This is a genomic window from Nodosilinea sp. FACHB-131, from assembly GCF_014695395.1.
Classification (GTDB): domain Bacteria; phylum Cyanobacteriota; class Cyanobacteriia; order Phormidesmidales; family Phormidesmidaceae; genus Nodosilinea.
This window is the reverse complement of record NZ_JACJOF010000036.1, coordinates 90,650-115,617: the sequence shown is the minus strand read 5'-3', so window position 1 is coordinate 115,617 and position 24,968 is coordinate 90,650. Positions and strand designations below refer to the sequence as shown.

Annotated in this window: 25 protein-coding genes and 1 tRNA gene; 17 read left to right on the top strand and 9 right to left on the bottom strand. The window is 57.8% G+C overall.

The window, feature by feature from the left end; translation table 11 throughout:
- Positions 1 to 134 precede the first annotated feature (134 nt).
- The gene (locus H6F75_RS24085) at positions 135 to 608 is read left to right on the top strand and encodes an OsmC family protein (protein ID WP_190755287.1); all 474 of its coding nucleotides are present in this window, start codon (positions 135 to 137) and stop codon (positions 606 to 608) included.
- Positions 609 to 665: 57 nt separating this feature from the next.
- On the opposite strand, the gene H6F75_RS24080 is transcribed toward H6F75_RS24085, so the two are convergent.
- Together H6F75_RS24080 and H6F75_RS24075 are read right to left on the bottom strand one after the other, a co-directional pair.
- Positions 666 to 884 (bottom strand): hypothetical protein, encoded by a 219-nt coding sequence (locus H6F75_RS24080; RefSeq protein WP_190755285.1) that lies wholly within the window; start codon positions 882 to 884, stop codon positions 666 to 668.
- Between the two features lie 257 nt (positions 885 to 1,141).
- Positions 1,142 to 1,639 carry a sulfur transferase domain-containing protein gene (locus H6F75_RS24075; RefSeq protein WP_190755283.1) on the bottom strand — a complete coding sequence of 166 codons (498 nt, stop codon included), beginning with the start codon at positions 1,637 to 1,639 and terminating at the stop codon, positions 1,142 to 1,144.
- 921 nt (positions 1,640 to 2,560) lie between these two features.
- On the opposite strand from H6F75_RS24075, the gene H6F75_RS24070 reads away from it, so the two are divergent.
- Both H6F75_RS24070 and H6F75_RS24065 read left to right on the top strand, forming a co-directional pair.
- Complete coding sequence (locus tag H6F75_RS24070; RefSeq protein WP_190755281.1) at positions 2,561 to 3,511, top strand: TauD/TfdA family dioxygenase; 951 nt, start codon at positions 2,561 to 2,563, stop codon at positions 3,509 to 3,511.
- Positions 3,512 to 3,683: 172 nt separating this feature from the next.
- Complete coding sequence (locus H6F75_RS24065; RefSeq protein WP_190755279.1) at positions 3,684 to 4,379, top strand: NIL domain-containing protein; 696 nt, start codon at positions 3,684 to 3,686, stop codon at positions 4,377 to 4,379.
- Positions 4,380 to 4,503: 124 nt separating this feature from the next.
- Here the strand turns inward: H6F75_RS24065 and H6F75_RS24060 are convergent.
- Positions 4,504 to 4,576, bottom strand: a tRNA-Ala gene (locus tag H6F75_RS24060).
- A gap of 31 nt (positions 4,577 to 4,607) precedes the next feature.
- Positions 4,608 to 4,901 carry a Precorrin-3B methylase gene (locus H6F75_RS24055; RefSeq protein WP_190755277.1) on the bottom strand — a complete coding sequence of 98 codons (294 nt, stop codon included), beginning with the start codon at positions 4,899 to 4,901 and terminating at the stop codon, positions 4,608 to 4,610.
- Positions 4,902 to 4,987: 86 nt separating this feature from the next.
- Here H6F75_RS24055 and xth point away from each other — a divergent pair, with 86 nt between their 5' ends.
- The 12 genes from xth to H6F75_RS23995 all read left to right on the top strand — a co-directional run bounded on the left by xth (position 4,988) and on the right by H6F75_RS23995 (position 16,043).
- Positions 4,988 to 5,776, top strand: coding sequence for an exodeoxyribonuclease III (gene xth, locus H6F75_RS24050; protein WP_190755275.1), 789 nt, complete (start codon positions 4,988 to 4,990; stop codon positions 5,774 to 5,776).
- Positions 5,777 to 5,997: 221 nt separating this feature from the next.
- Positions 5,998 to 9,288, top strand: a complete 3,291-nt coding sequence (locus H6F75_RS24045) for a DEAD/DEAH box helicase (protein WP_190755273.1) — start codon at positions 5,998 to 6,000, stop codon at positions 9,286 to 9,288.
- A 213-nt stretch (positions 9,289 to 9,501) separates the two neighbouring features.
- A complete protein-coding gene (locus H6F75_RS24040; protein WP_190755271.1) occupies positions 9,502 to 10,077 on the top strand; it encodes a DUF2808 domain-containing protein in 576 nt (191 codons plus the stop codon).
- Between the two features lie 63 nt (positions 10,078 to 10,140).
- Entirely contained in the window at positions 10,141 to 10,278 is a 138-nt protein-coding gene (rpmH, locus tag H6F75_RS24035; protein WP_190523372.1) for a 50S ribosomal protein L34, read from the top strand.
- A gap of 98 nt (positions 10,279 to 10,376) precedes the next feature.
- Positions 10,377 to 10,772, top strand: coding sequence for a ribonuclease P protein component (gene rnpA / locus H6F75_RS24030; RefSeq protein WP_190755269.1), 396 nt, complete (start codon positions 10,377 to 10,379; stop codon positions 10,770 to 10,772).
- Entirely contained in the window at positions 10,759 to 11,154 is a 396-nt protein-coding gene (locus tag H6F75_RS24025; RefSeq protein ID WP_190755267.1) for a PH domain-containing protein, read from the top strand. Before rnpA ends, H6F75_RS24025 begins: the two co-directional genes overlap by 14 nt.
- A gap of 107 nt (positions 11,155 to 11,261) precedes the next feature.
- Positions 11,262 to 12,407, top strand: coding sequence for a membrane protein insertase YidC (yidC, locus tag H6F75_RS24020; protein ID WP_190755265.1), 1,146 nt, complete (start codon positions 11,262 to 11,264; stop codon positions 12,405 to 12,407).
- Positions 12,408 to 12,410: 3 nt separating this feature from the next.
- Positions 12,411 to 12,926, top strand: a complete 516-nt coding sequence (locus H6F75_RS24015) for a R3H domain-containing nucleic acid-binding protein (protein ID WP_190755263.1) — start codon at positions 12,411 to 12,413, stop codon at positions 12,924 to 12,926.
- A gap of 39 nt (positions 12,927 to 12,965) precedes the next feature.
- On the top strand, positions 12,966 to 13,481 hold the full coding sequence (locus tag H6F75_RS24010; protein WP_190755261.1) for a YceD family protein: 516 nt from the start codon (positions 12,966 to 12,968) through the stop codon (positions 13,479 to 13,481).
- Positions 13,482 to 13,588: 107 nt separating this feature from the next.
- On the top strand, positions 13,589 to 15,109 hold the full coding sequence (locus H6F75_RS24005; protein WP_190755259.1) for an AAA family ATPase: 1,521 nt from the start codon (positions 13,589 to 13,591) through the stop codon (positions 15,107 to 15,109).
- A gap of 75 nt (positions 15,110 to 15,184) precedes the next feature.
- Positions 15,185 to 15,646, top strand: coding sequence for an SH3 domain-containing protein (locus H6F75_RS24000; RefSeq protein WP_190755257.1), 462 nt, complete (start codon positions 15,185 to 15,187; stop codon positions 15,644 to 15,646).
- 232 nt (positions 15,647 to 15,878) lie between these two features.
- Positions 15,879 to 16,043: a hypothetical protein gene (locus tag H6F75_RS23995; RefSeq protein ID WP_190755255.1), complete on the top strand. Its 165-nt coding sequence runs from the start codon at positions 15,879 to 15,881 to the stop codon at positions 16,041 to 16,043.
- Between the two features lie 147 nt (positions 16,044 to 16,190).
- On the opposite strand, the gene H6F75_RS23990 is transcribed toward H6F75_RS23995, so the two are convergent.
- The gene (locus H6F75_RS23990) at positions 16,191 to 16,844 is read right to left on the bottom strand and encodes a TraX family protein (RefSeq protein WP_242020325.1); all 654 of its coding nucleotides are present in this window, start codon (positions 16,842 to 16,844) and stop codon (positions 16,191 to 16,193) included.
- Positions 16,845 to 16,960: 116 nt separating this feature from the next.
- Here H6F75_RS23990 and H6F75_RS23985 point away from each other — a divergent pair, with 116 nt between their 5' ends.
- A complete protein-coding gene (locus H6F75_RS23985; RefSeq protein ID WP_190755297.1) occupies positions 16,961 to 17,623 on the top strand; it encodes a MarC family protein in 663 nt (220 codons plus the stop codon).
- Between the two features lie 184 nt (positions 17,624 to 17,807).
- Here H6F75_RS23985 and H6F75_RS23980 read toward each other — a convergent pair whose 3' ends face one another.
- The 4 genes from H6F75_RS23980 to H6F75_RS23965 form a co-directional block, all read right to left on the bottom strand.
- The gene (locus tag H6F75_RS23980; protein ID WP_190755253.1) at positions 17,808 to 18,947 is read right to left on the bottom strand and encodes an S-layer homology domain-containing protein; all 1,140 of its coding nucleotides are present in this window, start codon (positions 18,945 to 18,947) and stop codon (positions 17,808 to 17,810) included.
- Between the two features lie 525 nt (positions 18,948 to 19,472).
- Positions 19,473 to 20,543 (bottom strand): anthranilate phosphoribosyltransferase family protein, encoded by a 1,071-nt coding sequence (locus tag H6F75_RS23975; RefSeq protein WP_190755251.1) that lies wholly within the window; start codon positions 20,541 to 20,543, stop codon positions 19,473 to 19,475.
- A gap of 44 nt (positions 20,544 to 20,587) precedes the next feature.
- Complete coding sequence (locus tag H6F75_RS23970) at positions 20,588 to 21,514, bottom strand: LysR family transcriptional regulator (RefSeq protein ID WP_190755249.1); 927 nt, start codon at positions 21,512 to 21,514, stop codon at positions 20,588 to 20,590.
- A 392-nt stretch (positions 21,515 to 21,906) separates the two neighbouring features.
- Positions 21,907 to 23,061 (bottom strand): HEAT repeat domain-containing protein, encoded by a 1,155-nt coding sequence (locus H6F75_RS23965; protein ID WP_190755247.1) that lies wholly within the window; start codon positions 23,059 to 23,061, stop codon positions 21,907 to 21,909.
- A 284-nt stretch (positions 23,062 to 23,345) separates the two neighbouring features.
- On the opposite strand from H6F75_RS23965, the gene H6F75_RS23960 reads away from it, so the two are divergent.
- Complete coding sequence (locus H6F75_RS23960) at positions 23,346 to 24,938, top strand: ferredoxin--nitrite reductase (protein ID WP_190755245.1); 1,593 nt, start codon at positions 23,346 to 23,348, stop codon at positions 24,936 to 24,938.
- The last annotated feature ends 30 nt before the right edge of the window (positions 24,939 to 24,968 follow it).

The following is a 24,968-nucleotide window of genomic DNA, read 5'->3' as shown; positions in this document are numbered from 1 at the left end:
GGTTGGTTAAAAAGCCGAATTCGAAAGCTCCTTCCCCATGACGATGGCTTGCGCGCTGCCATGGAGTCAATCCTTAAGCAAGCCGTGTCCTAACCTAACCGGCTTTAGCTATAATATTCACACCGGCACAATCTATGACCGCAGCTATTCGCGTCAAGCCAACGACCGCCACATTTAAACTGCGTTCCCAGGGCAAGGGAGTGGCTCAAGTTATTGAAGTTGATGGCTCCCAGCACACCATTCAGGTTGATGCAGCGCCGGTGTTTGGCGGGCACGACGAGCACCCTAGCCCCATTGCCTATGCCCTGAGTTCGCTGATTTCTTGCTCCCAGGTCACGGCTCAGCTGGTTGCGAAGGATCTGGGTATTCAGCTCAATGGCTTTGAGTTTGACATTAGTGCAGACCTCGACACCGCTGTGCTGGTGAATGGCTCACGAAACGGCAACCCTAACTTTGAACAGGTTGCCATTCGCGCCGTGGTGGATACCAGTGCATCGGCCACAGATTTTCAAATCCTACAGGCTGAAACCGAGCGCCGATGTCCTATTTTTCAGCTGTTCCAGCGCAGCGGCATCCCAATTAGCAACCACTGGTCGATTCGAGCCTAGGGCATAGCGGGCGATGGTTAACGATCGGTCGTTGTGACCCCTCCATTGCCTCTGCCCTTAATCTTTGCGGTAGCCATAGCGGGCGATCGCAACCAACGCTGAGTTGCTGCCTGGACCGAGTTCACTCGGTTCGGGCTTTTGTATTGCGCCCTGGTGTGAGACAACCGTCGGGCTACAGTCTGGGTGACGCACGATGTAATTTACCGCGATCGCCTTGGCGAAATCTACACCATCACCGACAACCACACCAAAATCTAAACACTCCCCCGAACCCATCCACCCCTTACCCCTACCCATCCACCCCGCCCGTCAAATTCATCCCAACCCAGTGCCAGGTTCTTCTATCAAAGCCTCGCGCAGGTGGCGGCGCACCTGGTCCAAATCCGGCCTTTAACCGCTGGGGCTGCTGGTAAAGCCGCCCCAGCAGCAGCACCCCCTGAATTAGCGCCGCCAGGGCTTGGGGCTCACCCCCTGGCTTGAGCTTGGCCCTGGCTAATACGAGCAGCTACCCCCTCCCATCCATACCTCTTTACTTAGGCGGCCTGGGCCTCAATTTGCCGCTCCGCCGGACGCTTCGCCTTAGAATGCTGGGCCACGTAGTCGAAAAAACGCTCCCTCAGCTGAGGACTGACTAGGGTGTTGTCGATGTAGTGAAAGCCAATGGCGTAGGCTTTTTCGACGGTTTGCTCTGGGGTGAGTCGCTCGGCGATCGCAGTGCTCAATAGGGCAATGGCAGTCGATCGCATGCCAGCAGCGCAATGCACGAGTACCGGCTTAGGTAACTGATCGAGCTGCCGCAAAATTTGGGCGATCACCGCTTCTTCTAGATGCTCTAGCCGAAGGGGAATGTGGGCATAGCACAACCCCAAAGATTCTGCGACCTGCTGCTCCCCAGCCCAAAAACCTAGCTCATTGGGCACTCTCAGGTTCAACACCGAGCTAAATCCCTCCTGCACCGCTTCTTGCAGCTGTTCGACTCGCACCTGCCCCATGGTGGTTAAGGTATCGGTCACCTTTGTCCCGTATTCCATCGTCTATCCTTCAACAAAAACTAGGGTTAGTGACTGCCATTGCCAAACCGTCATCCACCCAGATCTGCGATCGCAGACAGGGCGCCTACAAAGGCAAACCACCCTGCCGCAAGATGCATCACCGAGATGAGAAGCCGTGACACTGCCAGCAAAAAGAGTATGGGTCAGAGCATTTTCCAACCCTATTAGCACTAATAAAGCCCTGCAAAAAACTGGGCTTAATAGCTATCTAAAACTTGATTCCATTAAACTGCCACATAAAGAACGGTTTGTCGATAGATTTACGGTAGATTAAATGAAAGTAATTAAAAATCCAGGCTTATTCGGCTGAGCTTATCAGTAGCTACTTTGCCAGCTGCGGACGTTGGCAAGCTGCATTTGTTGCCCAGAAAACAAGATTTCGTATCAAGTTTTTCTCAAAAGTAACTGAGGCAACATTCTCTAGACCAAGCACTCAGCGATCTAGCCAATTTAAGGGTAGTACCAGTAAAAAGAGCATTTTAGGCAGCCTTTTGAGACAAAATCTATTAGATTGAATAGTTTCTGGCTCCAATAAAATTCATTTTGACCAAGAATTGTAGTGCTAGAAACATTTAAACCAATGAGATATTCCTTAAAAAAATAAGGTTTTGAAAAATAGAGGCAAGTACTAGCGTCTAAAAAATAAATCATGCTATTCTGTACAAAATTAATTAACTCCGGCAAGTCGACCGGATTACAGTAGATTGACTTCTTGAAAGCTGAATCCAAGAATCAATTTGACTTATTGCCTTTTTCAGCTGAGTGTTCGGCGGCCAAGATCAATCGACCGGTTGGCTAGAGAGTACTCAAAATTCCTGATCTTTTCTACTCTTGCCCCGTCTATTACATGGCTAACGGCAGGCAGATCCCCCACCACACTAAATGTTTGGAGTGATAACGATGAGTTTAGTTGGCCTTCGCCCAGTAGCCCTTGACCTAGATATCCAACCCCTCAGTGGGCGAATTGGGGCCGAAATTCGAGGGATAAATTTGCGGGAGCAGCTGGGCGGCCCTTCTGGGCCAGGTCTTGACCATCGCACCGTCGGTGCAATTCGCCAGGCCTTGCTGAAGTACAAAGTGATCTTCTTTCGCAACCAATCGCTAGATGACTCTAGCCAAGTGGCCTTTGCTCGATGCTTTGGCGACATTACCGGCGCTCATCCCACCGTGGCCCCGCCCGCCGACCACCCCGCCGTTCTCGATATAGACTACGGCCGCACCCCGTCGCGCACCAACTTTTGGCACACCGACGTCACCTTTGTCGATCGACCGCCCCTGGGTTCAGTGTTGCGCGTTTTAGAGTTGCCTCCTGCGGGTGGCGACACCCTCTGGGCCAACACCGTCACCGCCTACCAAGACTTACCTCCCTGCCTCAAAACCCTGGCCGACGATGCCTGGGCCATCCACAGCAATGCCTATGACTACGCTGCCGCATCCCAGTCTGTTTCTGCCGAGGCCAGAGCATTCCAAGAAAAATTCTCAGCCACTGTTTACGAAACCCTGCATCCGGTAGTGCGTGTTCACCCCGAAACTCAAGAGCGCTGCCTCTTTCTCGGTGGCTTTGTGCGTCACCTGCGTGGCCTATCGACATTTGAGTCGGCGGATGTGCTGCGCATGCTACAAAGCTACGTCACCCGGCCCGAAAACACCGTGCGCTGGCGCTGGCAGCTGGGCGATGTCGCTTTTTGGGACAACCGGGCTACGCAGCACTACGGGGTCTACGACTATGACGGCCAACCCCGTCGCGTGCGTCGAGTCACGGTTGCAGGCGATGTGCCGATTAGCGTGCGAGGTACCCACAGTGAGGTGATTCAAGGCAATTCATCGGGGTATACGCCGCAGGCGGCGTAGGGAGCAATAGGGACAAAGACATTGAAACGTGTAGTTAGTAGTTAAATCTCATTTGTAATGTGCTTTACCTGAACCTCAATTGGGTTCAACCCATAGCTCCTCACGGCGAATGTACGCCACGCCTGAGGTGTGGCCGTGAATGGATGACTAAGCTTTGCACAGTGTTTTTGCCATGTGGTACTCAAATCTAGAATACGAGCTGGCGGTGGGTGAACCCTGGTTTTCTTTGGCTCCGGTGGGGCTGCCTCGCCCGATGGCTTGCTTTTCCCCAAGGGAACATGTGCGCCATCGGCAGCCGCTGCCTCCGACCTCGGTGGATATATTGCCAAGGGAACCTGTAGTTTGTCAGGTGGTGATTCCGCCGACCTATCGGCGACTGCCGATTTTGTCACGGTTAACCTCGCGCTTTGGGGTAACGGTCAACATTGTGGGGGCAGCGCTGTCATCCCGACGGAAGCGAGGAGGTGAGTTTGTGCTGGCGCTATTGGGTAGCCCCCAGCAGCAGGCAAGCTCATTGGCCTACCTGAAAGACTTGCGGGTTCAGTTTGTGCCGAAGCGAGATATCAAAGCCACACCCAGACTATTGAATGAGGCAGAAACGCGCGATCAAAAGCCGGTGGCGTTGCCCAAAGGATGCGATCGCATTCGCCTATATCTCCATATTCCTGGCCACTGCCATCCTCAACCGGTGATCTCTGACTTGGTCAAAGATTGCGAGGTGGCCATCACTATTTTGAGCGCATCTCTCCCCAGCCAAGGCGATCAAGACGGCTGGTTTGAGCTAGAGCTCTGGGGTCGCCCCCTAAATCTAGAGGCTGCCGTCGCTACTCTCAACCGATCCGACTGCGCCCTATGGCTTCAACCTTAACAGGGTAAGGGGTAAGGGGTAAGGGGTAAGGGGTAAGGAGTAAGGGGTCGTCCCCAACTTCGATGCTCTACTACAGGAGGTCTGGGAACCTGTACCCAGCGTTAGCAAGTAAGTAGACAGCTAATGGAGAATAGGAGATTCGAACTCCTGACCTCTGCGGTGCGATCGCAGCGCTCTACCAACTGAGCTAATTCCCCTAAACTGCCAGTATTCTACCAAAACCCCTGTCTACTTCTTACCTCGACCCTTGGCAGATCGCCCCTTATTTCCCGGTGGCGTCTGATGCGCGCCAAAATACTTCTCGCTGCGGTAGCGCAGCCACACCCGCAGGGTTTGGGGAATCTGGTCTTTTTGCTCCTTGGTCAGCGTGTTGTAAAGGGCTAGGGCCTTTTCTCGCTCGCCCCGACAGGCGGCGTTGTTGTGGGCATCCCAATAGCTGCGAGCTAGCCGAATGCGGCGACACACTTCCTTGACTAAAGCTTTGCCCTCTGGTTGTGAATTTGAGGGAAATTCCGATGGCATTGCAATCCTTTGGGCGCGATCCTTTTGGGCGGTCCACCCCTTAAGCTAGAACGTTGTGACCCTACCTGTTTAGCTTAACCCCGTCTATGAAAGTTGCCACCTGGAACGTCAACTCCATTCGATCGCGCCTCGACCACGCGACCCAGTGGCTGCAAACCAATCCAGTAGATGTGCTGTGCCTCCAAGAGACTAAGGTCATCAACGAAACGTTTCCGACCGCAGCCTTTTCAGAGTTGGGCTACACCGCCTATATCCACGGCCAAAAGTCTTATAACGGAGTAGCCTTGCTCAGTCGTCAACCCCTAGAGAAGGTGCAATACGGCTTTGCTCCCGTTCTGGGAGAAGATCGCGTCGGTGATTTAGACGATCAAAAGCGAGTGATCGCCGGGCTGTGGGACGACATCTATATAGTGAATCTCTACGTGCCCAACGGCAGCTCTGTCGGCAGCGAAAAGTACGAGTACAAGCTGCGTTGGTTAGCCTGCCTAAAAGAGTATCTAGCTACTTTGCTCACCGAGTACCCCAACCTGAACGTTTGCGGTGACTTCAACATTGCCCTCGAAGACAAAGATATCCATAACCCGGAAGGCAAAGAGAAGCACATTATGTCCTCCCCCACCGAGCGAGCGGCGCTTATGGAGGTGATGGCGGTAGGGCTTAAGGATGGCTTTCGCCTATTTAATGATGAGGGAGGTCACTTCAGCTGGTGGGACTACCGAACCGCCGCTTTTCAGCGGAACATGGGCTGGCGCATTGACCACCACTATCTGTCGGCGGGGTTGAGTGATCGCGCCCTCAGCTGCACCATTGACCTCGAACCTCGCCGTTGGGAAAAACCCAGCGACCATACCCCAGTCACGATGGAATATGCCTAAAGGTTCTAAAGGATGCCCAGCCAGGGCCAGCCTGAGAGAGTAAGATAGGCAAATTAAGCAGGTTTTCTGCACACCAGGCGTAACCGAGAACGGGGCTTTGAGGATGGGCTTACCCGCCGGGGTACTCACTGGCGTTTTACCCGCAGCCGAGGGGCAACTGGCCCTATCTACCTGCTCCCAACCCATGCCAAACTTTTGAGCGAGTCGTAGATACAGGGCTAATGGCAATACTACACGTCAGTTGGGTTCCCCAGGCGCAGCAGTTCTTTCTCTGGGCCGAGGCCTGGCAGCCCTTGCCACCGGAAGGGCTCGCCCCCTGGGACGGCCTGCATCCCCATCCCTATTCCCTGGCCCAAACCGACCTGGCCCAAGTGCTCACTGCCATGCAAAAGCAGTTGGTGGGCCGTGCCACTGAGGAGCTATTTCCAGCGGCGTTGACCAAAGCGGCGGGCACTGGCAAAAGCGCCAAAAAAGCATCGGAGAGCAGCGGTCGGCGAGGGGCATCACGCGGGCCAAAAGCAGCGACGCGCGCCATCGGTCCGATCTGGGGAGAGTTGGCCCTGCCACTGCCCGCCCAGATCACGCCATCGGCCCTCGTGCTAGTCCACTCGGCCCGAGTCGACGTTGAAGCCGACGATGCGGTCCAGGCCAACACAGTGCTCCACCCCTGGCGGGTGCAGGGCTGGCACCTGGGCATAGCCGACTTTTTGCCTATGCTGCTTGCCCTGCCTCTGGGGCAACACACCTTGACCGGCCCCGGCGAAATCGGGGCCGACCTGCGCTACTGGGGCCACATCGCTCGCTGGGGGCTCAACCTCCTGGCTCGGGGCAAGTTTCTGCCGGGCCTAGAACTCACCAGCCAAACCTTGGCAGCGGGTTGGCATCCCCTGCTCGACAGCGCCCCCGACCAGGAGCGACTGCGCCATTTTGCGCGGGCTATGCCCCTAATCGGTCGCACCCATCTGCCGCCCGTTGCTAAGGGCGAGTTCCCTCTGGGCTGTGGCGTTCCCCTGCTCGACCCCCAGCCGCTGCTGCTCACCTTTTTAGCCGCCCTGGTTGACCACCAGGTGCGCCAAGCGGCCCAGGCTCAGCCCCTCAACGGTCTGGCCAATCTCAGCAAGGAGCTTCCACTACAGCCTTGGCTCCAAGCTCTAAGCCAGCCAGAAGGTACCCTAGAGGCCCCCGCTGCCGCTGCCGCCCGCCTGCAAGAGGCCCTCACCACCTGGACCACACCCTTACAGACCTTAGCGGAAGACCCCGCCACCCAGTTTCGCCTGCGGCTAGTGCTACAGCCACCCCCACAGCTCGAGCAGCCGTGGCAGCTTCTATACCAGCTTCAGTCAGCGGCTAACCCCGACTGGCAGATGGGGGCAGATTTAATCTGGCAGCATCCCGTAGACGAGCTGCATCACCAGGGGGCAACTCTCAAATCACCTCAAGAGACCCTGCTGGGGGCCCTAGGTCGAGCCGCCCGGCTGTACGAACCGATTCGGGAGAGTCTCCGGCAGCAGCACCCGGCCCAGTGCGATCTCGATCCGATCCAGGCCTACCAGTTTATTAAAGCGTCGGCCTGGCAGCTGCAAGACAACGGCGTCGAGGTCCAACTGCCCCCTGGTCTGGCCCAAACGGCCGAAGACGGAGCTGGGCGACTGGGTCTCAAAGTGCAGGCCGAGGTGCCACCCCAGAACCAGCGGCAGCGGCTCGGCCTCAAGAGCCTACTCAACTTTCGCTGGGAGCTGTCGATCGCAGGGGAAACCCTCTCCGCCGCTGAGTTTGAGCAGTTGATCAACCAGGGCTCACCGCTGGTCGAAATCAATGGCCGCTGGGTTGAGCTCAAGCCCCAGGATGTAAAGGCAGCCCGGCAGTTCTTAGCGGGGCAAAAGACCGCCACGCCCCTGTCGGTGGAAGATGCCCTGCGGATTAGCACTGGCGACACCCAGCTGATCGACCGGCTGCCGGTAGTTAGCTTTGAGGCCACCGGGGCACTGCAAACCCTGATTGAAACCCTCACAACCGGCAACCAAACCCTCGAAGAAATGGAGGCCCCTAGCGGCTTTAAAGGCAAGCTGCGGCCCTACCAGGCACGCGGGGTGTCGTGGCTGGCGTTTTTAGAACAGTGGGGCCTAGGGGCCTGCCTGGCCGACGACATGGGTCTGGGCAAGACCATCCAGCTAATTGCCTTTTTGCTCTACCTGCAAGACAACGGCTGGCTTGAGACCCCGGTGCTGCTGGTGTGCCCCACCTCGGTGCTCGGCAACTGGGAAAAGGAGGTGAAGCGGTTTGCCCCTAAGCTCAAAACCCTGGTGCACCACGGCGATCGCCGCCCCAAGGGAGCCAGCTTTGCCAAAGCCGTGCAGGGCAAGCACCTGGTGATCACCAGCTACGCGCTGATCTACCGCGATCTCAAACCGCTCCAGTCGGTGAGTTGGCCCTGCCTGGTGCTCGACGAAGCTCAGAACATCAAAAACTCCGACGCCAAGCAGTCTAAAGCGGCTCGCCAGATCGAGGCCCAGTTTCGCGTTGCCCTCACCGGCACCCCGGTGGAAAATCGCCTGGGCGAGCTGTGGTCGATCATGGATTTTCTCAACCCCGGCTACCTGGGGCCGAAAAATTTCTTTCAGCGGCGTTTTGCCACCCCCATTGAGCGCTACGGCGATGTGGCCTCGCTGAAGGCGCTGAAGGGGCTAGTGCAGCCATTCATTTTGCGCCGCCTTAAAACCGATCGCAGCATCATTCAAGATCTGCCCGAAAAGCAGGAGATGAGCGTGTACTGCGGTCTGTCAGCCGAGCAGGCCAACCTCTACCAGCAGACCGTCGATGTGGCGCTAGAGACTTTGGACGACGCCACCGGGGTGCAGCGCAAGGGGCAGATCCTCGCTCTGTTGACCCGGCTGAAGCAGATCTGCAACCACCCGGCCCAGTTTTTGCAGGAGTCGAGCCTGGGGCTGAAGGGGCGATCGGGCAAGCTCCAGCGGCTCGATGAAATGCTGGAGGAAGTGATTGCCGAGGGCGATCGCGCCCTGATCTTTACCCAGTTTGCTGAGTGGGGCAAGCTGCTCCAGCGACACCTCCAGTCCTATCTGGGCCAAGAGGCGCTGTTTCTTTACGGCAGCACTACCAAAAATCAGCGCGAGGCCATGGTCGAGCGCTTCCAGAATGACCCCGCCGCGCCGCGCCTGTTTATTCTGTCGCTAAAGGCGGGTGGTGTCGGCCTCAACCTCACCCGCGCCAACCATGTATTCCACTACGATCGCTGGTGGAACCCGGCGATCGAGAACCAGGCCACCGACCGCGCCTTTCGCATTGGCCAGACCCGCAATGTGCAGGTGCACAAATTTGTCACTACCGGCACCCTTGAAGAGCGCATCCACGAGATGATCGAGAGCAAAAAAGCCCTCTCCGAGCAGGTAGTCAGCGCGGGCGAGGGCTGGCTGACCGAGTTCGACACCGACCAGCTGCGCAACCTGCTGCTGCTCGATCGTAACGCCATCATTGACGACGACGGCGAGTAGCCGCGACGCCACGCCTTGGGGCACAGAGGCTAAATGGTAGGATTGGGGCAGATTTAGGGGCTAATTTCCTGGGAATTCCCTGATATCTGGAGCCCGGTTGCACCACTGGCACAGATCGGAGTGCGCCTTTGGGCCGCTAGAGCTATTGTGATGGGTGGCCTAGATTGGTTGCCCCAAGCTACCCGGCCAGACAGTTTTCATTGGAGGTACACCATGACATCCCTTAAGAAATTGCTTAAGTTGGCCGCCCTAGGGCTGGCCGCTGTGGCCACAGCGGTCGGCCTCAGCACCGCGCTGCCTCAACCGACCCAGGCTCAGACTGGGTTGACCATCTTTGGCGGCGTTGAGGTTGAGTATCGCCTCAGGTACCTGATCGATTTCAACTATCCCTTCAGCACCAACTCCCGCTATTACCTCAACATCATGCGCACCAAGCTGCCGCGCGATGTCATTTCCCTAGAAATTGACTACCCCGACAGCTTTACCGAAATTGGCGGTCGGTTTGACCCCAACGCCATCGAGCTACGCAAGGGCGACTGGCGCGGGGGTGAGGTCATTCCAGTCAAAGCCGTCGACTGGATTCAGGACGAAAACCGCATTGAAATCATCCCTGAGCAGCCGATTGAGGCCAACACTGACCTAGTAGTGGTGCTCTCCGACGTGCGCAACCCCCGGCGCTATGGCTACCACTACTTCAATTTGAGAATGATGTACCAGGGCGACGTGGTCAATCAGTACGTTGGCACCTGGCCCATGGAAATTGCCTCTGACAGCAACCACAGCCGCTAGGAGCCAGCGGGTGCTATTATATGAGACCGTGACTTTTTAGCAGAAACAGGCAGAGACTAAGCTATGAGCAAGCGCACCCTAGAGGGCACCAACCGAAAGCAAAAGCGAACCTCCGGATTTCGCGCTCGTATGCGCTCCCACACCGGCCAGGAGGTGATTAAAGCTCGCCGCCGCAAGGGCCGGGCCAAGCTCGCCGTCTAGCTCGGGCTGGGGTTACTCCCTGCACCGTTCGTAGATCATTGCATAGCCCTGGGGTTACCTTAAGCTCCGGGGCTATTGTTGCGCGTTGAGGATCGGTAGTGCTGCCCAAACACCATCGGCTGCGGCGATCGCGAGATTTTTCCCAGGTCTATCGGCAGGGCAGAAAAGCGGCCTCTGCTCACCTGCTGCTGCGGGTGTATTCGCTAGCCCCTGCAGCCAACGCCAAATCCTTGGCATCCAGCGACCCTGCCCTGCACATTGGCCCACGGATCGGCATTGTGGTGAGCCTCAAAGTGCACAAGCGCGCCGTGGTGCGCAACCGCCTCAAGCGGCGAGTGCGTGCTGCCCTGCGCACCCTACTCCCTTGCCTGCGCCCCGCTCAGTGGATCGTCATCAGCTTGAAGCCCGAGGCGGCTGAGTGCGAATATGGCGAATTTTTGCGAGAATTGGAGCAGTTGTTTACCAAGCTAGAGGTATTCCATGGGCATTCGTGAGGATGTGTACTATGAGGGCGGCCCCCACATTGGCGATTTGATCTTCAACATTTTGCTGGGTTTCACGATTATCTGCCTTCCCCTCACGGTTGGAGCCATTACCCGCGCCCTGTGGCTGCGCTACCGCATCACCAGTCGGCGGCTTTCGGTGACCGGCGGCTGGATGGGGCGCGAGCGCACCGATCTGATCTACAACGAAATCAGTAAAATTGTCACGGTGCCCCGTGGGCTGGGCCTTTGGGGCGACATGGTTGTCACCCTCAAGGATGGCAGCCGCCTAGAACTTCGCTCTATGCCGCGTTTTCGAGAGGTGTACGAATACATCAACGAGCGCATCTCTCCGGCAGCCCAAGTCGTCAGCGGCACCCTTGGCAAAAGCTAACTTACGGCAATCCCAACCCGTTGGGGCGGCTTGCCTCCCCAACGATGGGGTAGATTAGGTAACTGAGCAGTTAACGTCGTATCCCCTGTAGCAGGGTTCAGGTGCCCATGGATTTTGGAATTGGATTTCTGACGAACAACATCATGTTGCCGATCCTAGATTTTTTCTATGGAATCGTGCCCAGCTACGGGTTAGCCATTGTGGCCCTCACCCTGGTAATTCGCTTTGCCCTGTACCCCCTCAACGCCGGCTCCATTCGCAACATGCGGCGCATGAAGGTGGCTCAGCCCCTCATGCAAAAGCGCGTCAAAGAGATCCAAGAGCGCTACAAAGACAACCCCACCAAACTGCAAGAGGAGATGAGCGGGGTTTACAAAGAGTTTGGCAACCCCCTAGCAGGTTGCTTTCCGGTGCTGCTACAAATGCCCATTCTCTTTGCCCTATTTGCAACCCTGCGGGGGTCGCCGTTCTCTGACATCAACTACGACGTCAATGTTCAGGTCTTTCCCCAAGAAAAGATTGAGCAGATTCAGCCCCAGGTGTTTACCACGCCCCCCAAGGCCATCTACGTGTCTGACGGGTCTCACTTCCCCATCTCGGCGGTGATGCCCGGTGGCAATAAGCTCGTCGTGGGCGAAAAAACCGATGTGCGCCTACAAACGGCTGAGGGCGAAACCATCGAAGCTCTGGCTTCCCAGTACAACGAAGACGTAGACGGCTTCCAACCGAAATGGGAAGTTACCAAGGGTGAGGATGTCGTTGCGATCGATGCCGAAGGCCACATCACTGCATTGGCCCCTGGCGAGGCGACTGTGCGGGTGCAGGCTCCCGGTCTGGCCGCTAACAAAGGGTTTTTGTTTATCAAAGCCCTGGGCCGTATCGGTGTAACCGGCGAAGACGGTGCCATTCACTGGGATATTTTGATCATGATTCTGGGCTTTGGAGCCAGCTTATACCTCAACCAGGTGCTCTCTGGCCAGGGCTCCACCAGTAGCGAAAACTCTCAACAGGCTGCTGTTAACAAGTTTACGCCGATCATCTTCTCCGGCATGTTCCTGTTCTTTCCCCTGCCTGCCGGGGTGCTGATGTACATGCTGATTGCCAACATTTTTCAAACCCTGCAAACGTTTATTCTTTCACGAGAGCCTCTGCCTGAGAATCTGCAAAAAATCGTCGATGCCGAAACCAAGGTTGAGGAAGATCGGCAGACTCTGCCCTTTGAACCTGGGCGTAGCAAGAAGAAAAAGGCGTAACCCATGGTCACCGATGCTGCCACCGCCGGCGTTAACTGGTTAACGACTCTGCTCACCATGCAGGAGCTGACCAGCACCGTCACCGCTCACCCGGTCGAGGATGAGTCAGGGGAAAGCTGCTGGCTCACCATTGCCGAAGAGCATCTGTCACCCGAGCAGGTGCAGGCGCTGATCGGCGATGGTGGCACGGTGCTTGACTCAATTCAGTATTTGGCCAACACCACCCTCAACTTGGGCAAAGAGCAGGCGGAGCAGCAGGCTTTTACCATCGAGCTAGCTGGCTACCGAGCCAAGCGGCTTGAAGAACTCAAGGCGATGGCTGCCGAGGCCGCTGAGCGCGTGTTGGCCAGCGGTGAGAAGTACGAAATGCAGGGACTTTCATCCGCCGAGCGGCGGCAAATGCACCATTTCATAGCCGCTCGGGACGGGCTTTCTACCTTTAGTCGCGGTCGCGAGCCCGATCGCCGCCTCGTGGTCTGTTTAGCTGGGCAGCAGGACGACGAGGCTACAGACGGCTAGGTCGCACAGAGACAGCGCGAGCCATGGGAGGCAAAAACAATGGAGAAAGTCTATATCCCCCACCTGCTACAGCGGCCTGAGAAGACTCTCACCGTTGAGTTTGACCAGCACCTAGCGGAGTTGGAGACCCTCACCCCCGTGCGGGGTGAGCTGACTATCACTCACCAGGGCACCTACCTGGAGGTCAAGGCCAGAGCCGATACGATTGTGACGCTGACCTGCGATCGCTGCCTGCAAGCTTACAATCACCGCGTAGCGCTGTCGGCCCAGGAGCTGATTTGGCTGGAGCATGAGCCCGACCCCGCCACCCTGCCGCTAGAACGGGAGGTGGCGGTGGAGGATCTGTTTGAGACCCTGCCCCCCAACGGCCACTTTTACCCCGAAACCTGGGTCTACGAGCAGATCTGCCTGGCGCTGCCCATGCCCCAGATCTGCGATGAAGACTGCCCCGGCATTGAGCTGCGAGGACCAGGGACGGCCACCGCCCAACCTGCCGACCACCGCTGGGCAGCCCTGACTCAACTTCAGCAGCAGCTCAACCAGCCCGAGATCTAAAGCACAGAATCTACAGCTTCATGCTCACGGGGGAATCAGAGACTCCTTAAAATCCGATAGGCTGGAAACATCAACCGAGCACTGTGGGATAACTGAGTCGCGCTGACATGGGTTTTACCGACGAACTGGGCTTACTGATTCGCGCCCGCTACCCGATTATCTACATCGCCACCGCTGAGGAAGAGCGGGCCGAGGCCGACATTGCGGCTTGCGCCACCCAGCAGGGCAACCGCGCCCTCTACACTTGGGATTTCGTCGAGGGCTACCAGGGCAACCTCAATGACGCGGGCTTTGGCAAGCGCAACCCCCTGCAAGCGCTAGAACTGGTAGAAAAGCTGCCCGCTACGGCTCCAGCCATCTTTGTGCTGCGCGACTTTCATCGCTTTTTGGATGACGTGGCGATCTCTCGCAAGCTGCGCAACTTAGCTCGTCGGCTAAAGGCCCAACCCAAGACCCTGATCATTCTCTCAGCCCAGCTCACCATCCCCGACGAGCTGAGCGAGACCGTGACGGTGCTGGAGTTTACCCTGCCCGATGCCGCCGCCATTCGGCACGAGGTGCAGCAGCTTTTGGGCTCGACCGGCACTAACCTGCCAATGGCTACCCTGGAGGAGGTAGTGCGCACCTGTCAAGGGCTATCCCTAGAGCGCATCCGGCGAGTACTGTCGCGGGCGATCGCCGCCCACGGAGCCTTTGACCCCAACGACCTCGACCTGATTCTCGACGAAAAGCGCCAGAGCATTCGCCAGACCCAAATTCTTGACTACTACCCTGCCAGGGAACAGATCTCTGACATCGGTGGGCTCGACAACCTCAAGGACTGGTTGCTCAAGCGGGGCACCGCCTTCTCCGAAAAAGCGCGCCAGTACGGTCTGCCCCATCCGCGCGGGCTGCTGCTGCTGGGCATTCAGGGTACGGGCAAGTCACTGACCGCCAAGGCGATCGCCCACCACTGGCACCTGCCCCTGCTGCGCCTCGACGTGGGGCGACTGTTTGGTGGCCTGGTGGGCGAGTCAGAGGCCCGCACCCGCCAAATGATTCAGCTGGCAGAAGCCCTGGCCCCCTGCGTGCTGTGGATTGACGAGATCGATAAGGCCTTTGCGGGCATGGATGGCCGGGGCGACTCGGGTACCGCCAGTCGGGTCTTCGGCACCTTCATCACCTGGATGGCGGAGAAAACCTCCCCGGTGTTTGTGGTGGCCACCGCTAACAACATTCAGGCTCTGCCACCAGAGATGCTGCGCCGGGGCCGCTTCGATGAAATTTTCTTTGTTGGTCTACCTAGCCAGAGCGATCGCCAAGCCATTTTTGAAGTCCACCTCTCGCGCCTGCGGCCCCACACCCTCAAGACCTTCGACACCGCCCGGTTGGCCTACGAAACCCCCGACTTCTCAGGGGCTGAGATCGAGCAGGCGATCGTCGAGGCGATGCACCTGGGCTTTAGCCAAAATCGCGACTTTACTACCGACGACATTCTCACCGCCGCCAGCGAAATGGTGCCCCTAGCCCGCACCGCCCAGGAGCAAATTGAGGCGCTGCAAGCCTGGGCAGCAGCGGGTAAAGCCCGTATGGCCTCCCGCAGCGACATCGACCCTCGATTTCGCCCAACTCTCCCCAGTGGCGATTAGCTTTCCGATGCCGATTGCCAAGAGGTGCTGTACCATTAGCAACCTGTAGACCCTAACCCTCGGCCCGCTGCCTCCATGAAAGGATTCTTCATTGGCCTGTCGAAATTAATTCTGGGCATGGCGATCGCCCTCATTCTGCTGTCGATGGCGGGGGTGGCCACTGCCCGCTACTTCATGGGTCGCCTGTCGGTGCTGCCGCCTAAGCCCCTGTACGGCGACGAAATGCCGACCCCAACCCCAGAAGCGGCCCCAGAAGCCCCTGCCGAGCCGGTGGTCGAAGCTCCACCGGCCCCCGCTGAGCCGCCGGCAGAGCCCGCCCTTGAGCCTGGTACCTACAACGCCACGGTGGTGCAGCCCATTGGCCTGGTGATGCGCGAAGGTCCCGGTGTCGAGTTTCCCCAGGTGGGGGGCGTGGATGTCAATGAAGCGGTGGTGGTGCTCGAAGAACCCGCCGGTCAGTCGTGGGTTAAGGTGCGAGTGGTGTCTAATGGCCAGGAAGGCTGGGTCAAGACAGGCAATACCCGTCGCGTCGAATAGCCTTAATCTCTTGCCTCAGGCTGGTTTTGCCGTAGAACCTGCTCCCTCTATGGGAAGAATGTTAACTAATCTAACCAAGCCTTAAGCTTGGTATCAGTTCCCTGGTGTGGATTCATTTGGCCTCGGACAGGGTGATAGCGTGAGGTCTGAACAGCCCTAGGGTTGGGGTAAGTAGTTTCCACACACAACTGCTGTCTCACTCTTTTGCGGCACACCCCACCTTTAAAAACCCATGCATAATCTACAAAAAGACTGGATTGGCTCCGTTGCGATCGCGGCTCTGGGGGCTGGCGTGATTACGACCTTTGCGGTTGCCCAGGGGCAAAACCCGCTGGAGGGCTTGGCAATCACAGTATTTGCAGCCGTTTCGGCAGTGGTGATCGACCACTTTTTGTAGGCCCAGCCCAAACTCCATCTCCATTCTGAACTAGTACCCCCGACGGTTAGTAGAGCGACTGCTGACTGTCGGGGGTTACTGCTAGGCGGTGCCGCAGACCTGGATTTCTCGGTCCCTCGTCGGCTGGTGAGAGCTTACAACTGATCGTTAGTTCAAACCCTGCCGGATCAGCCACAGCAGGGCCAGATGGCCGGGATAGAAGGCATAAAACCATCGCGCCTTTGGCCCTCGCTCCCCATTGGTCAGCCAAAAGATCAGGGGGACTACCAGCGCTGGCAGCTGAAACGGCTCCCCATATATCCAGGCGTCGACTAAGTGCAGCCCAACCCAAGCCAACCACCACAGCACCGTGGGGCGGTAGTAGCGGGTGAGCGCAATTAGCCCAATGCCGTAACTGCTGTAGCCCATAGCCAGCAGTTCACTCAAACCCGCCCCCCCAATCCAGATGGGCAGCTGAAATCGAGGAAACCCCCGTGCCAACCGCAGGCAAATGAGCCCCAAAAGCAGCTCAAACAAAATATTGGGCCGGGCCGTGTCGAAGGTAACTTGATAAATGGGTTGAGACACCACGCCTAGCACCGCCAACCGCAGACCATAGCGCCCTACATGCTTGGTGTGAGCCTCGCCCTGCACTAGCAGCCAAACAAACAGCGGAAAGCTGATCCGCCCAATTATCCGAAACCCGATCGCCTCGGGAAAAAACACCACGCCGATGTGATCCACCAGCATGGTCACAGCCGCTAAAACCTTGATCTGGTAGCTGGTTAATCCCTTAGGAAAAGCGCCGGGTCTTGACTGCAATAGCTGAAACCTGTTTGGGCTGATGATCTTCTCTCTGGTCTAACACAGGGGAGGCGACCGTTTGCTCCGAACAGCGGTAGATTTGAGGCAGTCTCCTAAGCGACCCTATGCCGATCATTCTGCCGCTGTTTGCCAAAGCCTTTCTGACCCTGTTTGTGGTGATTGACCCGGTGGGGCTAGCGCCGTTGTACCTGGCGCTGGTGAGCGATCGCACCGAAACCGAGCAGACCCAGATTGCCACGCGGGCGGTGGCAGTATCGGCCGGTATTCTCCTGGCCTTTGGGCTAACCGGAGCTTACGTGCTGCACAATCTGGGCATTAGCCTGCAAGCCTTTCAAATTGCAGCGGGGTTTTTGCTGTTTAAGATCGCCCTCGACATGATCTTTGTGCACCAGGAGCGCGAGACCGAAGCCGAGGTGCAGGAAGCGGGCACGAAGCAAGATGTCAGCGTGTTTCCGCTGGCGATTCCGCTGATTGCGGGGCCAGGTAGCTTAGCCAGCATATTGGTGCTGTCGCGGGAGTCAACTAACTACTATCTAGGCTTGAGCGTGGTGCTAGCGGCAGCGGCGGTGGTGTTGCTGCTGTGTTATCTGTTCTTGCTGCTGTCGCGTCCGTTGGCTAAGGTGCTGGGCCAAATTGGCATCAACGTGGTGACCCGAGTGCTGGGGGTGCTGCTGGCAGCCCTGGCCGTGCAGTACATGCTCGATGGTTTGCTCAGCCTGCTCCAGTTGCCTCCCGCTCAAGCCTTTGGCATCGACACCCCTACCCCTGATTCCTAGGGACTAGTGTCATGTTTAAGTTCACACTCCCCAATGCCAAAAACCGATAATTCTACAGGGATAAACGGCGATCGCTCTGCCCCAATCGAGGGAAACCGAAAGAATTTAGTGTAAGCGCAAAAAAAGACGCCCCGAAGGGCGTCTTGTAACACTCGGAAGGACAAAAAATGCAGATTAACTCAAACTAGCGATTGCCGGGGGTGCGACCACCTTCGTCATTGCTGCCGCCGTGGGGGCGAGAGTTGCCAGGGTCGCAGCCTTCAGCACCGTTACCAATGCCCTGGTTGCAGTTTTGTCGGCGATCGTCGTCATCATCATCATCGTCGTCATCATCGTCGTCGTCATCATCGTCCACATCCACCTCGCCAGTTTCGGTGGTGGTCTCGGTGGTTTCGGTAGTGGTTTCGGTGGTGTTGGTGATAGTTTCAGTCAGACTGGAAAAGTTGCTGCTGTTGACGATGTAAGCCGACTCAATGGTTTCGACTTTGCCCATATAGGCTAGGGCCTGATAGACAAAGCTACAGGCTTCAGAACGAGAAACCACCCCAAACAGGTTTAGCTCGGTAATGGTGGGATAGTTCACCAAAATGCCGCGCTCGACTAAGGCCGCGATAATGACGCGATACTCACTGGGGATTTGGTTAGCGTCGCTGAAGATACTCAACAGGCTATCAACTGACTGCCCAGAGGTGACTTGGGTAATATTTAGCCCTCGAGCCAGCATCACCAGCATGTCAAGACGGGTCATGGTGCCGTTGGTGTCAAACAGCCCGTTGGAAACCTCTAAAAAGCCCATAGAGTAGGCTTTTTGAATAGCACTGTAGGCCCAGTAGCTGCTGGAGACGTTGCGCAGGGTAACGGTTTGACGCGAAGCAGGCATATCAAAGGCCTGGGCAATCATCGCCGCATATTGTGCTTTGGTAAGATTGTTGCTCGGCAAGAAATTTCCGCTAGGAAATCCGCTGACGACCTTAATGGCGGAGAGGCGATAGACAAAATCGCTCGCCCAGTAATTGGTAGAAATATCGCTAAAGCTGACCTGGTTGACGGTGGTTGTCGTCGTGGTTGTGGTGCGGCGCTGCTGGTAGATGACCTCGCCCGATTCTACGTCGTCATCGTCATCGTCATCATCGTCGTCGTCGTCTTTGGTGTGGGCCGCATCTAAGGCCTGGTCAAGCAGGGCTTCGTCTTTGAGCCAGTTGAAATTTTGGATGGGACCTTCGGCGGCCAGGGCCATTGCTGCCGCACTGCCGAGGGTTAAGGTCGCCAAAACTGCCGAAAGCGGTGCTAACCGCAGTAGCTTAGCCCAGTTAGTTTGAGTCATTCTCGTTCATTCCCCGTAGAGTCTTTGGAGTGTAATAGTGATGAGGTAGATAGACACTCTTGCAGCACCGTGTATATGTGCGCCATTCGCAGTCTGCCCGTCTCATCCATCGAAATCGCAATGCTCCTCATTGCTGAGTTTTCATGACGGGCCAAAAACCTTGATGTTGCAAGGCTAAAGGCACTTTATAGAATTGCTATGGAACCTTTACGATTCTTTGATAAACGGCCAAATTTTGCTTATATTGCAGATTTTTTCGCTAGTCGATAGAGAATGCTTTTGTCAACTGAGGTTTCCCTTGATTTATAGCCGAGGAACAGTAGTCAGGAGATTCTCTCCACCGTTCCTTAGCGATGGCCACACGCACCCGATCGCCGCTGCAGTGTTCTAGCGTTCTCTTCTATAGCCAATGGCCAGCACCATGAGCACCCAGACTCGAAGTGGGCATGGTTCAGATGAACAGCCCGTTTCAGTTTGGGAAAGGCCGCAAATTTTAGAGGTGGTTCACCCTGCGGTGACTCAGGTTTAACTGTGGCTAAAGGTAAGAGCCTGGGCTATGTCGGCGGATTGCTGGCGGAATTCCTCTAGTTTGGCCAGTGCTTTGCCGGTAGCCAGGAGCGTTTGGGCCTCAGCCAAGCCCTCTGGCAGGGAGTCGGCGACGCCACCCTGCCAGAGGTAAAACCCGGCATTCCACAGGGCAGTTTTGGCGAGTTCTGAAGTATTGCCCGCGAGAATGTCTAGCAGGCGATCGCTTAGCGTCAGCTCATCGCCCAACTCCACATCGTCGCCCTCTAGGCCGTAGTCACGGGGGTGCAGCAGCAGGCGGTCGGTCTGTCCAGGGTGGTTTACCCCGACGATCGCCGTTCTTCCCCGAGCCAGATCGCAGCTGCCCTCTAGCCCCTTAATGGTGATCCAATCGGCCTGGCCCCGCAGGGCAAACGTTCCTTTAGCAAACTCCTCAGTGGGCGGGTGAACAAACCCCATGACTAGGGTATGTGGGCCAGCGTAGGGTGACCACAGCAGCTCTACCGTGGCAAAGGGGGGGCGTTTGCCGATTTGCTCGCGGTAGGGTACGAGCCCGTGGGCCAGGGGAAAGTGCTGGGGCAGGTAGACAAGACCCAGGCCGGTGCGGTTGAGCAGGGTGTGGGCCTGATCCAAGCTGTGGGGGCGCAGGTCGACACCCAATTGGCCCCACAGTTCAATCAGTGGAATGCCTTCTTTAGTGGGCATGCGATCGCCCCCGTGCATCACCACCGGCACCCCGGCTGCCGCCAGTACCAGGGCGGTGATAGGAGTGACGGGGGCGGTGCGCGATCGCCCGTCGTAGGGGCAGCTCAGCACCAGGGCATGACGGCCATCGGCGATCGCGGGTAGGGTCGGCCCTAGAGCGGCGTAGGCATCCAGGGTACCCGCCAGCTCATCGACGGTGGGGCGCTTGATGCGGTGGGCAATCATAAACGCGCCGATCTGGGCCGGGGTAGCCGTTTGAGTCAGCATCATGCGGGTGGCGGCGGCGGCTTCGTCGCGGGTCAGCGCCTTGGAGGTGTGGCTGCCGCTGCCAACTTGCTTGAGCAAATCCCGAAACTCATAGCTCATAGAGACTGCTGACCCTGGGAAAAAGGGGTTCGTAAAGGACGATTCTAACTGTAAGACACCGCTGCGGGTCTAGGACGGGTGGGGGTAGCTAGGCTCTGCACCAGATCGTGAAACCGCTGAATGGGAGGAATCACTAGGCGATCGCGGGTGGTCACCAGCACCACCGAACGGGTCAGCACCGGCGCTTCAGTAGGGCGCACCGCTAGGGTGGGGTCATCGTGGCAGTCACCCAGGGCCGACTGGGGCAGCAGCGCGACAAAGTTGCCCTGGCGAATTACCCCCCGAAAAGCATCGAGGGTGTTGAGCTCCATGGCTGGGTTAAACACCTCGCCCCGGTCTTGAAACTGCTGCTGCACCAGCCGCGCCATGCCATAGCCGTCTTTGAAAATAATTTGCGGAAACCGGGCCAGCATCTCCCAGGAGATTGCAGGCTGACGGGCCAGGTCGTGGTTGCCCGCCATCAGCACCTCAACCGACTCTTCAAACAGAGGGGTAACTACCATTTCGGGCTGGGTGGTGAGGCGAGGGTTATCCATCACAATAGCCAGGTCAACCAGACCGTCGCGCAGCACCTTGAGGGAGCGATCGCTGCCCAGGGCCGTCACCCGCAGCTGCACCTGGGGATATTCTGAGCAGAACTGCTGGAGCACCGGCGGCAACACCGTGGCACACACCGACTGAATCGCCGCTACGCAGAGCTCGGGCTGCTTGCCGGCCATCAGGTCAGCAATATCTTTAGACACCTGCATCCAGTCTTGATAGATGCGCCGGGCCTTGGGCAGCAAGCGCTCTCCGGCTACCGTGAGTTTGGCCTGGGCTCCCCGGTGAAACAACGGCGCATCCAACTCGGCCTCTAGGGCCTGGACCTGGCGACTGACGGTGGATTGCGTCACCGCGCACTGCTGCGCCGCCGCTTGAAAGCTGCCAGTTTCAGCCACCGATAAAAACGCTTGGAGCTGCTCTATGCGCATTTTTGACAGGTATCCACACCGCTGCTAGCAAAACGGCCTAACGGGATTTCGTTAGGCCGCCCTTGTCTTGATTAGCAGATCGCCCTCCCCCACTTGGTATCAAAAGTAGCGATACCTGGTTTAGACGGCTGGAGTTCTCGGCGAAAAGCTGCGAGCCGCAGGCCGGACCAGTTTACTCTAGTCCTTAGCCTATGGACGCTTTGTCCTTTAGTCTTCCCCAGCGGCGGGCCAGTATTTGACCAAGTTTAGATATGACCCAGCGACAGAAACCTAGAGGGTTGGGGTTCGGGGTACTAAGGTATAGGGTTCAGGGCCCGTCGTGAACCTTACACCCTACACCTGAGACCCTGAACCCCCACTAACCTTTAGCTTGTGCAGTCTACCGGCAGCGCTCAGACGGATTGGGCTTGTAGCTGACGTAGGGCTGCCTCAGCGTGGAGCTGCACCCCAGGGTCTAGGTCGTGCAGCAGCGATCGCAGCACAGGCTCTAGCCCTAGATCGCCCATTTGCCCCAAAGCCAGCACCAGCTGGCGACGCAGGGTGCTGTTTTCAGCGCTGGGCGGCAACAGCTGTAGCCAGTTCGCTAAGGCCGAGGTGGCTTGGGAACGATGGTCGGAGGAGACAGCGGCTATTCCCTGCACCAGAGCCAGCCGAGCGGGATACTCCAACCGATCCCAGGCTTGAATCAGGCCTTCGAGGGCCGTGGCGGTGTTCTGCCAGTTCAGGGCCTGCACGGTAAACACTTGGAGAGGTCCAGGGGTACCGGGGGTTTGCAGCAGCTGTAACAGAGGAGCTGCCGCCGCCGCACTCGACAGCCGTCCCAGGGCGTAGGCGGCCTGCTGGGCCACCCGTTCATCCGCATCTCTGAGCAGCGGCGTGAGGGCGGCGACCAGCTGTTGGGCAGGCAGGCAGAATCGCAGTCCCAGCAGCCCCCGCACTGCTGCCGCCCGCACCGCTGCCGCCGAATCCCCTAGGCTTTGCTGCACTAAGGGCAGCAGGGTAGGGTCGGCAAAGGCGCTGAGGGCATCGAGGGCGGTGGCCCGCACCGGCGATCGCCCATCGGCCATCGCCAGCTTTAGCCAGGGAATCGTAGCGGGGTGGTGAATGCGGGCTAGAGCCTGCACCGCTGCGGGCCGCAGCGCGGGTTGCGCCAACTGCTCGCCCAGGGCAGCGATCGCCCCAGGGCCAATCTGAGTCAGGGCCGCCGCCATCGCCTGGCGCAGGTCTTCGTCGGTCGTAGTGGCAAAGGTGTTAACCAGGGCGGCGATCACCTCGGGGCGATCAAACTCCCCCAGGGCGCGGGCCGCAAACCAGCGAGCTTCCCAATCGCACTCGCTGTCTTGAAGCATGGCCAGCAGATCGTCCAAGGCCGCGTCGCCCAGATCGGCGACCTGGCGCGACTGCTCCCAGCGATCGTGAAAGTCTCCAGCGCCCAGCCTGGCCACTACAGTTCGGGGCGCCGCCGATGGGAATGGTGAAACCGCAGACTGATCAGAAGGGGACACAGGGCGCTCCTGGTTGGCTTTGGGGGTGGCAGCGACGGGCATCGGTCTCCTACACCATAGGGCCTGAACCTGAGTTTCCCAAGGGTTGACTATGCAGTTCGCGCAGCCGCCTCTTGCGGAGCCTGCATGGTGCTGCCAAAAACGTATGAGTCTATACAAAAGCCTGTTTAGAGCGGTTCTAGGCTAGCCACACCTAACCCTAGGCTGATCTCGATCGTTCTGTAGCGATTGAGGCAGTAGCGCCCAGGGGAGACTGAGAGACTTTCACCAGTTAGAGCCTCAGGTAGGGAATACGTCGGTAAACGTCTTGCTACAACGGTGTACCAGTGACCACTTCTATCAACACGGCCAGCACAGCGGCCACCGCCAAACTCAACAAGTTTGAACAGTTTAAGGCCGACAAAGACGGTCTGCTAGTCAAGCACGAGCTGGAGCAGTTTGCCCAGCTGGGGTGGGAAGCCGTGGACGACACCGACCTCACCCATCGACTCAAGTGGCTGGGAATTTTCTTTCGCCCGGTAACGCCCGGCAAATTTATGCTGCGGCTGCGGCTGCCCAACGGGTTGCTCAACGGCTATAAGGCCCGCACCCTGGCGGAGATTATTCAGCGCTACGGCGAAGATGGCAGTGCCGACATCACTACCCGGCAAAACCTTCAGCTGAGGGGCATTCTGCTTGAAGATATCCCCGATATTTTTCGGCGTATGCATGCGGCGGGTCTGACCTCCATTCAGTCGGGCATGGACAACGTGCGCAACATCACCGGGTCACCCGTGGCGGGCCTTGACGCCGACGAGCTAATCGACACTCAGGGGCTGGTGCGCAAAGTTCAAGACATGATCACCGCCAATGGCGAAGGCAATGCGGCCTTTAGCAACCTGCCTCGCAAATTCAACATTGCCATTGAAGGCGGGCGCGACAACTCTATCCACGCAGAGATTAATGATATTGCCTTTGTGCCCGCCTACCGAGAAGGGGTGCTGGGTTTCAACGTCGTAGTAGGGGGCTTTTTCTCCGCCCGCCGCTGTGAAGCCGCGATTCCGCTCAACGCGTGGGTCACCCCCGACGATCGCGTAGTGGAGCTGTGCCGCGCCATTCTAGAGGTGTACCGCGATCACGGCCCGCGGGTGAACCGGCAAAAGGCTCGCCTGATGTGGCTGATTGACGAATGGGGCCTGGATCAATTTCGGGCGGCCGTGGAGACCGCCTACGGGCAGCCGCTGCTGTCTGCGGCTCCCAAGGACGAGATGGACTGGGATAAGCGCGACCACATTGGCATCTACCCCCAAAAGCAGGTGGGGCTCAATTACGTAGGGCTGCACATTCCGGTGGGGCGATTGCAGGCGGCCGATCTGTTTGACCTAGCCCGGCTGGCGGAGGTCTACGGCAGCGGCGAACTGCGCCTGACGGTAGAGCAGAATGTGATTATCCCCAACGTGCCCGACTCACGGCTGGCGGTGCTGCGGCAAGAGCCGCTGCTGGAAAAATTCTCGATCGCCCCCTCGGCGCTGACGCGATCGCTGGTTTCCTGCACCGGGTCGCAGTTCTGCAACTTTGCCCTAGTAGAAACCAAGCAGCGCGCCGTGGCTCTGGCCAAGGCCCTAGACGCAGAACTCACCCTGCCGCAGCCAGTGCGCATCCACTGGACGGGCTGCCCCAACTCCTGCGGTCAGCCTCAGGTGGCCGACATTGGCCTGATGGGCACCAAGGTGCGCAAGGACGGCAAAACCGTGGAAGGAGTGGATATCTTTATGGGCGGCAAGGTGGGTAAGGAGGCTCACCTGGGCGAAAAGGTGCAGCAGGGTATTCCTTGCGATGAGCTGCAAGGCGTGCTGCGATCGCTGCTGATCGACAACTTTGGTGCCCAGCCTAGGGAATTTGCTGCACACCACAATGGCCTAGTGGTGACGGCGGAATAAAAAAATGCCCTGCCGCTCCAAAGGAGGTCA

Bases quoted from the DNA above. Each gene is read 5' to 3' on its own strand.
- xth (WP_190755275.1), top strand. From the start codon at position 4,988: ATGAAAGTTGCCACCTGGAACGTCAACTCCATTCGATCGCGCCTCGAC.
- rpmH (WP_190523372.1), top strand. From the start codon at position 10,141: ATGAGCAAGCGCACCCTAGAGGGCACCAACCGAAAGCAAAAGCGAACC.
- yidC (WP_190755265.1), top strand. From the start codon at position 11,262: ATGGATTTTGGAATTGGATTTCTGACGAACAACATCATGTTGCCGATC.
- H6F75_RS23975 (WP_190755251.1), bottom strand. From the start codon at position 20,543: ATGAGCTATGAGTTTCGGGATTTGCTCAAGCAAGTTGGCAGCGGCAGC.
- H6F75_RS23965 (WP_190755247.1), bottom strand. From the start codon at position 23,061: ATGCCCGTCGCTGCCACCCCCAAAGCCAACCAGGAGCGCCCTGTGTCC.
- H6F75_RS24085 (WP_190755287.1), top strand. From the start codon at position 135: ATGACCGCAGCTATTCGCGTCAAGCCAACGACCGCCACATTTAAACTG.
- H6F75_RS24000 (WP_190755257.1), top strand. From the start codon at position 15,185: ATGAAAGGATTCTTCATTGGCCTGTCGAAATTAATTCTGGGCATGGCG.
- H6F75_RS24015 (WP_190755263.1), top strand. From the start codon at position 12,411: ATGGTCACCGATGCTGCCACCGCCGGCGTTAACTGGTTAACGACTCTG.
- H6F75_RS24010 (WP_190755261.1), top strand. From the start codon at position 12,966: ATGGAGAAAGTCTATATCCCCCACCTGCTACAGCGGCCTGAGAAGACT.
- H6F75_RS23995 (WP_190755255.1), top strand. From the start codon at position 15,879: ATGCATAATCTACAAAAAGACTGGATTGGCTCCGTTGCGATCGCGGCT.
- H6F75_RS24065 (WP_190755279.1), top strand. From the start codon at position 3,684: ATGTGGTACTCAAATCTAGAATACGAGCTGGCGGTGGGTGAACCCTGG.
- H6F75_RS24055 (WP_190755277.1), bottom strand. From the start codon at position 4,901: ATGCCATCGGAATTTCCCTCAAATTCACAACCAGAGGGCAAAGCTTTA.
- H6F75_RS24025 (WP_190755267.1), top strand. From the start codon at position 10,759: ATGGGCATTCGTGAGGATGTGTACTATGAGGGCGGCCCCCACATTGGC.
- H6F75_RS24075 (WP_190755283.1), bottom strand. From the start codon at position 1,639: ATGGAATACGGGACAAAGGTGACCGATACCTTAACCACCATGGGGCAG.
- H6F75_RS24080 (WP_190755285.1), bottom strand. From the start codon at position 884: ATGGGTTCGGGGGAGTGTTTAGATTTTGGTGTGGTTGTCGGTGATGGT.
- H6F75_RS24070 (WP_190755281.1), top strand. From the start codon at position 2,561: ATGAGTTTAGTTGGCCTTCGCCCAGTAGCCCTTGACCTAGATATCCAA.
- H6F75_RS23980 (WP_190755253.1), bottom strand. From the start codon at position 18,947: ATGACTCAAACTAACTGGGCTAAGCTACTGCGGTTAGCACCGCTTTCG.
- H6F75_RS24045 (WP_190755273.1), top strand. From the start codon at position 5,998: ATGGCAATACTACACGTCAGTTGGGTTCCCCAGGCGCAGCAGTTCTTT.
- H6F75_RS23970 (WP_190755249.1), bottom strand. From the start codon at position 21,514: ATGCGCATAGAGCAGCTCCAAGCGTTTTTATCGGTGGCTGAAACTGGC.
- H6F75_RS24005 (WP_190755259.1), top strand. From the start codon at position 13,589: ATGGGTTTTACCGACGAACTGGGCTTACTGATTCGCGCCCGCTACCCG.
- H6F75_RS24040 (WP_190755271.1), top strand. From the start codon at position 9,502: ATGACATCCCTTAAGAAATTGCTTAAGTTGGCCGCCCTAGGGCTGGCC.